The sequence below is a fragment of the Butyricimonas muris genome (assembly GCF_046365375.1).
Lineage (GTDB): Bacteria > Bacteroidota > Bacteroidia > Bacteroidales > Marinifilaceae > Butyricimonas > Butyricimonas muris.
The window spans coordinates 209,995-221,652 of record NZ_JBKEIT010000009.1 but is presented as its reverse complement, the minus strand read 5'-3'; the positions used below and the strand labels follow the sequence as shown (position 1 = coordinate 221,652).

The window sequence follows — 11,658 nt, the reverse complement described above, 5'->3', positions numbered from 1 at the left end:
CGATGATTATGAAGCATTTTTATTCGTTATTGTTGATATTAACCATACTTTTTCCCGGGTGTAACTACTTGGATGTCGTTCCGGATAATGACATTGAAACGATTGAAACCATTTTTGAAAAACGGGATCAGGCGGAAAATTGGTTTAAATTCTGTCACACCTTCTTGTCGCCTTATACAACTTCCATTATCTCTAATCCGGCTTACACCGGGGCAGACGAGGTGGTAGCCGGTGATTTTATTCGGCAGCAATTTGCGTATAATTGGGCGGGTTTTTATATAGGAGATGGTTTACAAATGACAGCGAATCCTTACGGGAATATTTGGCGAAAGGATGCAGCTTACAATGCAATCCGTTATTGTAACACTTTTTTGGAGAAGATCGGTGGGGTATATAACATGGAAGAACAAGAGAAAGTATTGTGGTCTGCTGAAATAAAGGCTCTTAAGGCGCATTATTATTTTGAATTACTTCGTCGATACGGGCCTATTATCTTGGTTCCGAAGAATGTTGCCACAAATGCTAGTATCGGGGAAATGAAACAACCTCGCGCTCCGTTTGATACTTGTGTCGAAGAAATCGTTACTTTGTTGGATGAAGCGATGAAGGATTTGCCCCCGATGAATCAAAAATCAGTAAGCCGTAGGGCTTATCACAGTTTGGAATCAGCGGCGGCACTTAAGGCTATGACTTTGTTTTATGCGGCTTCTCCTTTGTTTAACGGGAATCCGGCTTTGGCGAACTTTACCAGTAAAAGTGGGGAAAACTTTTTCAACCCAACTCCTGACCGGGAAAAGTGGAAGCGTGCAGCGGAGGCTGTTGATACGGCTTTGATGATTTGTTTGGAAAATGGTAAGAAACTTATATCTAATAAGACAGATGGGGCAGTAGAAGATGATCGAGGGTTACGTGATATTATGTTGGATATTGAGGAGTCATCTTTAGCAAGAAATTTTGAAAGTAGCGAAGCCATTTTTATGATTCAGTATGAAAATCGTGCTACCACATCATGGACAAGGTGGACACGCCCCTATTTCAGAAGTGGGACGCCTGATTATAATGCGGATCTTATCGGGTGTATTGCCCCAAGTATTAAAATGGTCGAGATGTATTACACCGAGCATGGCGTGCCTATAGATGAAGATCGTACATGGGATTATTCTTCTCGTTATCAAATAGGAAAAGAAACAGATACTAAATATAGAAACGTTGTTTTGCTTGACGTTGATAGCGTGTTGCGTTTGCATCTTCGCAGGGAACCTCGTTTTTATGCACATATTGCGGCAGATCGCTGTTATTTCCAGAGGGGAGAGACTATTCATGCGGAGAATGATCTTGTGAGAGCCTATCAAGGTGAACGATTCGGGACGTTATATACGCGAATATCCAATTCTCAAGCGCAGAATTTGACGGGATATTATATGAAAAAAGGTTCTCGTTCCTCTCAAAGCAATCTAGATTACAAAAATACGTTCTCTAATGAAGAGGCTTGTGTGCTTATCCGTTTGGCAGACCTTTATTTGATGAAAGCGGAGGCTTGGAACGAGTATTTGGAGATTCCCGATAAGGAACACGTCTATGATCCGTTGAATGCGGTGCGTGAGAGGGCCGGAATTCCTGATGTGGAGGAGGCATGGCAAAATTACTCTACGGATCCGGGAAAGGTGAGAACGAAGGTTGGCATGCGTCAGATTATTAGGCAGGAGTGGAACGTGGAGTTCGCTTTTGAAGGCAGGCGTTTTTGGAATTTACGTCGTTGGTTGACGGCTGCCGAAGAATTGAACGCGAAACTTTACGGGTGGCTTGTTACCGGGAAGACTCAAAGACAATTTTATAATAATTTCGAGGGGCCAGTGGTGGTGTGGTCTAAAAGACAATTTATTGCCCCGAGAGATTATCTTTTCCCGATCCGTAGTGAGGAGATTCTTATTTCGGGTTGTGAGCAGAATCCCAATTGGTAAATAGATAAAAAATCAAAGAAGTATGAAAAAGTTAATATATATATTATTGGCACTTTGGGCGTTTTACGGTTGTCAGGATGACGATGCTTATTTTGAAACCTCGATACCGGCTGAAAATTTGTCTTTTACTCCTATCCCGGGAGGAGCTATTATGCATTACAAGTTACCTTCCGATGGGGACATTCTTTATATTCGTGTACGTTACAAGGATGCTTTCGGTAAAGCGATGATTTGCTCCGGTAGTTATGCGTGTGATTCCTTGGTTTTATTGGGTTTTAATGAATCGCAAAAAGGAGTGCCAGCCCGTGTGACTCTTTGTAATAATGATGATTTGGAGTCGGAACCTGTGGATGTAACTTTTGACACGAAAGATTCGGGACCTGTATCCTTTTTTGAGCATTTGGAAGTTTATCCTGCTTGGGGTAGTATTTGCCTCAACTATGATATTAAAGAAGAGTCAAAGGGAATGGCGCACGTGTTTTATGTTGGAGAAGATCCCGTGAGTAAACAGCCGGACACGCTATTGATTAATAGTTTTGTTTTGGCTCAAGGGGCTGGTTCTTTACAAATAACCCCTCAACAAGTTCGTCCTTCTTATGATGTTGTGGTTCGCACGGAAGATTTTCGTGGGTACATGGTGAAAGAGAAGGTGTGGCAAAATGTAGAACCTTTGCAAATTGAAAAATTGAATCCAGTTGATTTTGATTTTTATGATCCGGAAAACTTTTCAATAGAAGATCCAGTGTACAGATTAGGTAAATCATATTTGTTTGATGGAGATTTAAAAGGAGAATCTTGTTTTGGTTGGGAGGGATGGGATAATTTCTGTACTTATCTGTCAAAAGAGCATTGTCTCGGTAAACCATTGTTTATTATTGATATGAAAGAACAGAAACTTCCTGCTGAATTTAGGCTTTATGCTATGTTGTTTGTGCGATATTCTTTTCCCATGGGACCTAGTGATTGGTATCCCGGATGGTTAGAAAAATACGGTGATATTTGGACGAGTTGTTATGCATCTAAATTACCAAGTAGCGTAACCGTTTACGGTTCTAATGATATGGCAGATGATGCTTCATGGGAAGAAATTGTGCATTTCGAGCAAGATCGGGAGATTGACAATGAATTGAGATGGTGTAAACGTTGTAATAATGGGGACGATGAATATGAAATTCCAAGTTTGGAGGCTCTTTCTTTTGCAGAGCCTTGTTATATGCGATTAAGTTGTCCGGCTACCGGAAATAAATATCGTTATGTGAAATTCGTGATAAATGAGGTGTTTTATAGTCCTGCGGGTTTTGAAAATGCCACGAGTGGTTCTAATTATAACAAACATGTAACTATTCACGAATTGGAAATTTATACAGCAAAATAAGGTCGTGTTATGAAATTGAAAAGATATTTATGGTTTATCGTTTCCCTATTATTTTTAGGGGGATGTGAAAGTTTGGAAGATACGTATAGTGATTATGCCGGGGAAGGTACGATTCGTTATCTGGGAAAGTGCAATGGTTTATCTGTGAAGCCCGGTTGGCAAAGATTAATCGTAACGTGGACGAATCATGTAGATCCGGCAATAGATAAGGTTAAAGTCAGTTGGACGTTAGACGGGGTTACCAGAGATTCCTTGTTAGAGAAAGGAACTACGGAATGTAATATACGGAATTTGGAAAATGCAACTTATGAGGTTGCCGTGCGCAGCGTGGATAAAGATGGGAATTGTTCGTTACCTGCTTTAACTAGCGAACGACCTTATACGCTTGATCACGAGAGTATAAAGTCGTTCACGCGAATGTTTGACAAATATTTCTTCGTTGGGAATCATTTGGCGATTATTTTTAGTGAGTGGCAAAGTGATGTTGAAACAGCCAGTTTAAATTATTATTCGGGAGGAGAACGTAAAATTTTAGAATTAGATAGTGTTTTTGTTACCGATAATAAATATTGTTTGGTTCCGGATGAGATAGATGCGGGAACAAAAGTAACGATTAACCGTAGTGGGCGATTGAGTGGATGTTCGGATTTGATTGTTTTTAATCCTTATGAATTGACACGTGATAACCGGACTTATACACCCGATTTTAAACAATGGCTCAGGGAAAAATATGGACAGTCGGAAATTACGGAAGCATTCGTGAATGCTCAAACAGAATTGGAAATAGATTATGATATAAATTCGTTTGAGGATATATTGAATTTCCCGAATTTGAAAACGTTGGTCTTGGGGAAAAATCGTTATTTGAGTGAAGGAAACTTGAGTAAAAATAAGAATGCAAGTAAGGTTTCCGATCTTGAAATCAGTACGTTTGCGCTGGATGTTGCTTGTAAAGTAAATGGATTGAAGGTGGAACGTTATAACGAGCATTATTTCCCGATTGGGGAATTCTCTTTTATTGATGATCTGCCTAATCCAAAGCTTCCGGAAGATTTATCTTTCCTTAGTAGTCAAAATTGGACGTATTCTTGTTCGAATGAAGAATACGGGGAAGGAATTGATGTTATATTTGATGAAAGTTCCACGAGAGGGTGGCAACCGACACGGCATTCTAAATTTTATACTTACGAGATGGTAGTGGATATGCAAGAAATTCAGACTGTAAATGGAATCTTGGTTACCCAGAAATTGTCGGTCACTTCTGCATACGAGCCATGTATTGCTAAGAAAATCCAGATTAAGGTATCTGTGGATAATAAAACTTGGAAAGATGCGACTTATGTAATAGAGAATACTTTGGGAAATACGGTAGGAGAAAGCACGATCATTACACTCCCTGTTTCCTTGCATGGTCGTTATTTGAAATTTATTGTAAGTGATCAAGCCTACAACAAAACTTTTTATACGGTATCATTGGGTAAAATAAGAATATTTTAGTTGTGTGAGGTGTATAATTTAACCTATAAATGGAGAGAAAAAGAATTGCATCTTTTTCTCTCTTCGTTTTTTAGGAAAAGTGAAAGGTTTATATAACATGTATAATCCCTCCTGAGAGGCAGCTTCTCGGATGGGTTAGGGGAGTGAAAGTGTTTTTCGTTAAGAATGGGAAGAAAACGGGAGGAGAAGAAGGTGAGAACGGGCTACAACTCCAGTACAACACTTGATGACTACCCGTTTAACACCGGATATGTCGAATGTTAGTTGAGTATGGTTGAATGTGTGAATAAACAGCCATGCCTTATTTCTTCCCGTTTTCTGCTCATTACATAACGGGGAAGCCCGAAAAAAGTCTTTATATCGCAAGTTTCGGAATGTTTTCTTTTGAGAAATCGAAGATTTGGCAGTAGGTTTATATTTTATGAACGGGCACGAAAAATCATGTGATATGGTGTATTTCCTCGAATGATTTTGTATCTTTGTTCTGAATTTATCGTAGAAAAGTGGTATGAAAGCTTTCATGAAATATTGTGTGCTGCTTATTTTGGCGGTAGTCTATCTGGGACAACGGGTAGATGCCACTCGCTACATGGAAAAGGTAGTGAGCCAAGAGAGGCTTGTTTCCAATGAAAAGGAGGCTTTCGAACGTTTGGCAATGTTGACGGCGATGAACGGGAATGCGCTACCGGTGAACGTGGTGCATGAAGTGTCTAACATACAGCCTCCCTGCCGTCATTTACAAAGAAATAGTTTCTCGATTCAGTTCGAGGAGTATAAAAGGGTATTTACACCTTACTTCAGGTATGTCGAAAATGATTATCTCGACTTTTTCGCGTTAAGACAGGACGGGGGATACTACGTCTTTGCCTTGCGTGAAATCATTGTATGATTTAGGTTTATTTCGTGGGAAGACTTTGCTTGTTCGTGAACGGGTGAAGTGTGTTTTGGTGTGCTGAAATTTAAACATTATAAATTATACATAGAAATCATAATTATGGAAACAAAATTTGACTATATAGATGACGTAATCTTGAAAGTAGATGAAGGTAAAGTAGAGAAAAAGAAAAAATCACCCGTGAAACCCTTGGGCTTGTTGATCGTGGGAGCCGCTATTCTTTGGGTGGGTGCAAATCATATCAACACGGCACAAAGCGATACGCTTTCTTCTATCATTATTATGCTCGGGTTGGCTGTTGTGGGTTGGGGAATTATGGCATTTATCATTAAAAAAGAAAAGTACGTGTACAAACCGACGGGAAAAGCCATGAAAAAGCACAAAGTGTACGTGGCTGCCAATCAATCTTCACAGTTGTATGATATCATTGAACAGAATAAATTTGATAATCTTCAGTCATTGAGTCGTTCTGATCAATCCAATTTGAGTTTGGAAGTATTTTGTAGTGAAGATGAACAATACGCTTTATTGCAGGTGATGGAATTTGTTCCTTACAACGATGTGCCGAGAACTGAGGTAAAAGTTTACGAGGGAACTCCTGCCAAACAAATAGCTTACTTCTTAAAATAGAAAGGGTTTTCCTTTCTATTTTGGTTTATAAAGTTTGTAAGGTTCATAAAGTATTTAGAATTAGTTACTTTATAAACTTTATGAACTTTCTAACTTTATGAACTCTTCTGTATTCCCAATTCGGCAGCGACCTTGAACATGTATTTTCGGGCTTCTGCGGGATCGTTACTTATGATGCCGTCGAGGATAGCTTCCTTGATGGCATTTTTAATATCTCCGATAGCTTTGCACGGGGGTAAATTGAAGATTTCCATGATTTCCTCGCCGCTTACCGGGGGTTGGAAGTTCCGGATGGCGTCTTTTTCCTCGACTTCTTTTAATTTTTGACGAACGATCCGGAAATTGTGCATGAAGCGACGCACTTTCTCTTCGTTCTTGGAAGTTATATCCGCTTCGGCAAGGGTCATTAAATCGTCGATGTCGTCCCCGGCGTCAAATAAAAGACGGCGGACAGCCGAGTCGGTTACGATTTCTTCCGAAAGGACAATTGGACGCATGTGCAGGAATACGAGTTTTTGCACGTATTTCATTTTTTCGTTCTGGGGCAGTTTGAGGCGGTTGAATAATTTGCCGACCATGCGTTCGCCGACGTGGTTATGCCCGTGAAATGTCCAGCCTTGTCCCTGCACGAATTTTTTGGTAACGGGTTTGCCTATGTCGTGAAGCAAGGCTGCCCAGCGAAGCCATAGATTGTCTGACACCCGGCTGACGGAATCCAGCACGGTCAACGTGTGATAGAAGTTGTCTTTATGCCCGATACCGTCCACGGACTCTACTCCCTTGAGTGCGGTGAGTTCCGGGAAGAATACCTCCAGTAGCCCGGATTGTTCCAGTAATTTCAGCCCCACGGAAGGACGGGGGGATAGCATGATTTTATTGAATTCATCAATGATACGTTCTTTCGACACGATTTTCAGACGCTCTTTGTTGGCGATAATGCCCTTGAAAGTGATCGCTTCAATCGTGAAATTCAATTGAGAGGCAAAACGAACGGCTCGCATCATGCGTAACGGATCATCCGAAAAGGTAATCACGGGGTCGAGCGGGGTTCGTAATATCCCGTCTTCCAAGTCTTGTATTCCTCCAAACGGATCGACCAGTTGCCCGTAGGTATCTTGATTTAAAGAGATCGCCAAAGCGTTTATCGTGAAGTCTCTGCGTTTTTGATCATCGTCAATGGTTCCTTCTTCCACGATCGGTTTACGGGAGTTCCTTTGATAGGATTCCTTACGTGCCCCGACAAATTCGATTTCCATTCCTTTGTATCGAAACATGGCTGTCCCGAAGTTTTTGAACACGGAAACAGTCAGATTGCCCAATTGTTTTGCCGCGGTTTCTGCCAATTCTATCCCGCTACCTAAAACTACAATGTCAATGTCTTTGGAAGGGCGTTTTAAAATCAAGTCGCGGACATATCCCCCGATCACGTATATCTCTAAACCTTTTTCTGCTGCTATTCCGGATAAGATTTTAAAAATGGGATGAGTTAATTGCATATTTTGAGGCATAAACTTTAGTAAACTGATTCGCGTACAAAATTATCAAGTTATCCCTTACAGACCAAATAATTTGATTCTGATTTGCGGAGGGAGATTCTTTTTCGATATATTCGCGAACAGTTTTTTAAGGATATGATGAATAGAGAAAGAAGATTTGCAGCATTGTTTGATATGGATGGAGTGGTTCTCGACACGGAAGGACAATACGATCTTTTCTGGATAGAACAGGGAAAGCGTTTTCATCCCGGAATGCCTGATTTTTACAAGAAGATTAAAGGGATGACGACGGAGAAGATTCTGGAGGATTATTTCGGGGGTAATATGGATTTGCAGCAACAGATTTCCCAAGAGTTGGAAGAGTTCGAGGAAAAAATGAATTATCCTTACGTGCCGGGTGTCGAAAATTTTATTCGAGTATTGTTAGATCATGGCGTGAGGATTGCTTTGGTGACGAGTTCCAATAACGTGAAAATGTCGTATGCCTTGAAGGCTCACCCGGAATTTACCGAGTATTTCGAGCGAATAATTACTGCCGATAAGATCACGAAATCCAAGCCTGCTCCGGAATGTTATCTACTGGCGGCTAAAGAACTGCAGATGGAAACAGATGTTTGTTGCGTTTTCGAGGATTCTTTTGCCGGTATCGAGGCTGGACGTAATGCCCGCATGAAGGTAGTCGGGTTGGCTACAACAAACGCGAAAGAGAAGATCGAGGGAATGGTGGATCGGGTAATCGAGGATTTCACGGGATACTCGTATGACGGGTTCGTGGATTTGACCTTACGACCTTATGGACTTTTAGACTTTATGGACTAGAGGGAGTGGTCGACCACTCCCTCTTTTATTTGACGATTCCGGAGAAGCCCATGAATGCTAAGGCTAACAATCCCGCGGTTACTAGAGCGATTGGAGTTCCTTTCATGCCTTTGGGGATAGAGGAAAGTTCCAATTGTTCGCGGATGCCGGCAAAGATGGTTAAGGCGAGCCCGAAACCGATAGCGGTAGAGGCAGCGAAAACCACGGACTCGAGTAAGTTGTAGTTTTTTTGGATAACCATGATGGCAACTCCCAGTACGGCACAGTTTGTCGTGATTAAGGGAAGAAATACTCCTAACGCCTGATAAAGCGAGGGGCTTACTTTTTTCAGAATGATCTCCACCATTTGCACGAGTGCTGCAATAATCAGGATAAACACGATAGTTTGCATGAACTCTATGTGGAACGGATCAAGTACCGTTTTTTGCACGATGAAAGTAACCAACGTGGCCAAAATCATCACGAATGTCACGGCTCCGGTCATACCTAAAGCCGTGGGAACACTCTTGGAAACCCCAAGGAACGGGCAGATACCCAAGAATTGCGCCAATACGATATTATTGACAAATACTGCGGCTATGAATATAAATATGTATTCCATAATAATTTGCGATTTATGATTGATGATTTATGAGTAAGATGAGATATGAATCTGGAATCTAAAATCATAAATCAAAAATTAATTGGTTTTTCTTATTCTATTAATAAACGCGATCAAGTAACCTAGTGCGATGAAAGCTCCGGGGGCTAACACGAAGATGATCATTCCGTAGTTTTCACTGTACAGGGTGATGTTGAAGATTTTTCCGCTACCCAATACTTCACGGATGCATCCCAACAAGGTCAGTGCCATCGTGAATCCCAAACCGATTCCTAATCCGTCGAGCATGGAAGGAATGGCTTTGTTCTTGGAAGCAAAAGATTCGGCACGTCCCAGCACGATACAGTTTACCACGATCAACGGGATGAATAACCCGAGTGATTCGTGCAAGCTAGGTAGATAGGCTGCCATACACATATCAACGACGGTAACGAATGCCGCGATGATAACGATAAATCCGGGAATACGGATTTTATCGGGAATCAAGTTTGCCACGAGCGAGATAGCAAGGTTGGATAACACGAGCACGAAGGCGGTAGCCAATCCCATTCCCAAGCCGTTGATTGCCGACGTGGTGACTCCCAGCGTGGGGCACATCCCGAGCAATAGTACAAAGGTGGGATTTTCTTTAAAGAACCCTTTGGTAAAGTTTTGCCAGTTGTTCATATCTTTATTTTTTCGATTGTTCTACTTTTGTTTGGTATCTTTTTCCAGCGCTTTGGCTGCCCGGTTTACTGCGTCCAAAAAGGCACGGGATGAAATAGTGGCAGCCGTGATAGCGTCCACGTCCCCTCCGTCTTTTGAAACCTGCAGTCCTTTCGTTCCCGGTGTTTTACCGGTAATGTCACCTTTGGCACCTTTCACGAACCATGTATCCATTTTGGAACCTAACCCCGGGGTTTCTTTGTGGCTCAACACGGAATAATTGTAAATTGTTCCGTCGGGAGTAAAACCTACCATTAATTCTATTTTTCCCCCGAATCCGTCGTTCGTGTAAGTTTTAATGGCTGTTCCTACTAATTCCCCGTTCTGTTTGGCAGGATAAAACTCAACTTCTTCTTCATTTTCCGAAGGTTTTACCGTGTATTTTTCTGTCATGGGGTCATTATCGAAAGTCGGGACCACGGCACGTATTGCTTGTGTCTGTTTTTCGATTTGTACCTTCTCGATTAATCCCGACGTGAATGAGTTGACAACTCCCACGGCGGCTGAGGATATGAGTGTTACCAAGAATAACACCAATACCATATTTTTAAAACTCGATTCTAATTTCTTTCCCATCATCTTGTGATTTTAAATTTTAGATTTTAAATTTTAAATTTCAAGTGTAAGTAATTTACAATCTACAATTTAAAATTTAAAATCGAACGGGTTTACAATATCTGTTGATCAACGGGGTGAAGCCGTTCATGATCAATATGGCAAATGACATTCCTTCCGGATAAGCACCGAAGGTACGGATTATCACGGTCAGTAGTCCGATACCGATACCGAAAATGATCATACCTTTATGCGTCATGGGGGATGTTACGTAATCCGTCGCCATAAAGATCGCTCCCAACATCATACCTCCCGTGAAAAGATGGAACAGGGGATCAGCAAAATGTGCGGGATTTGCCAAGTGCAATATTCCGGCAAACAGGATTACTGTGGCGAAAATTGTCACGGGGATATGCCATGTAATAATTTTACGAATCAACATATAGGCGAAACCGAGCAGAAGACCGATAGCGGCAACTTCTCCCAAGCTACCTCCTATGTTACCGATAATCATGTTGCTTGTCGAAATTCCGCTGGACGCAAGTGCATCAGCCACGGATTGCCCGTTCTTTACTGCTTCTTTCACGATAGCTAAAGGTGTAGCCCCTGTTACGGCATCTACTGTCGAAAATCCGTGAGGTACAGGCCAAGAAGTCATTTGTACCGGGAACGAAATCAATAAGAATACGCGTCCCACGAGTGCCGGGTTGAAAATATTGTTTCCCAATCCCCCGAAACTCATTTTGCCGATACCGATTGCCACGATAGCACCGATTATCACAATCCATAAAGGAAGGGACGAGGGAAGGTTGAACGCTAATAATACACCCGTGATGATAGCCGAGCCGTCCCATATCGTGGGGCGTTGTTTCATCAGGTATTTCTGGATAATAAATTCAAAGATCAGACAGGCTGCCACGGAAGTAAGGGTTACCAGAATGGCTCCTATCCCGAAAAACACGATAGAAAAGATAAATGCGGGGATTAAGGCAATCAGTACCCCGTACATGTTTTTTTCTATCGAATCCCCGCCATGAATGTGAGGGGAGGGTGATATGGTGAAATTACTCATACAAATAATTTTAAATTTTAGATTTTAAATTTTAAATTGAAGACAAGTAAAT

Annotated in this window: 11 protein-coding genes; 6 read left to right on the top strand and 5 right to left on the bottom strand. The window is 41.5% G+C overall.

The window, feature by feature from the left end; genetic code table 11:
• The first annotated feature begins 8 nt into the window (after positions 1-8).
• The 5 genes from ACK8P8_RS15565 to ACK8P8_RS15545 all read left to right on the top strand — a co-directional run bounded on the left by ACK8P8_RS15565 (position 9) and on the right by ACK8P8_RS15545 (position 6,358).
• Entirely contained in the window at positions 9-1,961 is a 1,953-nt protein-coding gene (locus ACK8P8_RS15565; protein WP_410026031.1) for a RagB/SusD family nutrient uptake outer membrane protein, read from the top strand.
• Positions 1,962-1,983: 22 nt separating this feature from the next.
• Positions 1,984-3,336 (top strand): DUF4959 domain-containing protein, encoded by a 1,353-nt coding sequence (locus ACK8P8_RS15560; RefSeq protein WP_410026030.1) that lies wholly within the window; start codon positions 1,984-1,986, stop codon positions 3,334-3,336.
• 9 nt (positions 3,337-3,345) lie between these two features.
• Positions 3,346-4,833: a DUF4998 domain-containing protein gene (locus ACK8P8_RS15555; RefSeq protein ID WP_410026029.1), complete on the top strand. Its 1,488-nt coding sequence runs from the start codon at positions 3,346-3,348 to the stop codon at positions 4,831-4,833.
• Positions 4,834-5,341: 508 nt separating this feature from the next.
• A complete protein-coding gene (locus ACK8P8_RS15550; RefSeq protein WP_099290094.1) occupies positions 5,342-5,722 on the top strand; it encodes a hypothetical protein in 381 nt (126 codons plus the stop codon).
• 105 nt (positions 5,723-5,827) lie between these two features.
• The gene (locus tag ACK8P8_RS15545) at positions 5,828-6,358 is read left to right on the top strand and encodes a hypothetical protein (protein ID WP_099290095.1); all 531 of its coding nucleotides are present in this window, start codon (positions 5,828-5,830) and stop codon (positions 6,356-6,358) included.
• A 95-nt stretch (positions 6,359-6,453) separates the two neighbouring features.
• Here ACK8P8_RS15545 and ACK8P8_RS15540 read toward each other — a convergent pair whose 3' ends face one another.
• Positions 6,454-7,854, bottom strand: coding sequence for a CCA tRNA nucleotidyltransferase (locus ACK8P8_RS15540; protein ID WP_410026028.1), 1,401 nt, complete (start codon positions 7,852-7,854; stop codon positions 6,454-6,456).
• Positions 7,855-7,992: 138 nt separating this feature from the next.
• On the opposite strand from ACK8P8_RS15540, the gene ACK8P8_RS15535 reads away from it, so the two are divergent.
• On the top strand, positions 7,993-8,673 hold the full coding sequence (locus ACK8P8_RS15535) for an HAD family hydrolase (RefSeq protein WP_410026048.1): 681 nt from the start codon (positions 7,993-7,995) through the stop codon (positions 8,671-8,673).
• A gap of 25 nt (positions 8,674-8,698) precedes the next feature.
• Here the strand turns inward: ACK8P8_RS15535 and rsxA are convergent, their stop codons facing one another.
• The 4 genes from rsxA to ACK8P8_RS15515 form a co-directional block, all read right to left on the bottom strand.
• Positions 8,699-9,274, bottom strand: a complete 576-nt coding sequence (gene rsxA / locus ACK8P8_RS15530) for an electron transport complex subunit RsxA (protein WP_186977912.1) — start codon at positions 9,272-9,274, stop codon at positions 8,699-8,701.
• Positions 9,275-9,352: 78 nt separating this feature from the next.
• A complete protein-coding gene (locus ACK8P8_RS15525; protein WP_099290100.1) occupies positions 9,353-9,940 on the bottom strand; it encodes an RnfABCDGE type electron transport complex subunit E in 588 nt (195 codons plus the stop codon).
• Positions 9,941-9,961: 21 nt separating this feature from the next.
• A complete protein-coding gene (locus ACK8P8_RS15520; RefSeq protein WP_176554870.1) occupies positions 9,962-10,555 on the bottom strand; it encodes an RnfABCDGE type electron transport complex subunit G in 594 nt (197 codons plus the stop codon).
• A 76-nt stretch (positions 10,556-10,631) separates the two neighbouring features.
• On the bottom strand, positions 10,632-11,606 hold the full coding sequence (locus ACK8P8_RS15515) for an RnfABCDGE type electron transport complex subunit D (RefSeq protein ID WP_186977910.1): 975 nt from the start codon (positions 11,604-11,606) through the stop codon (positions 10,632-10,634).
• Positions 11,607-11,658: the final 52 nt, after the last annotated feature.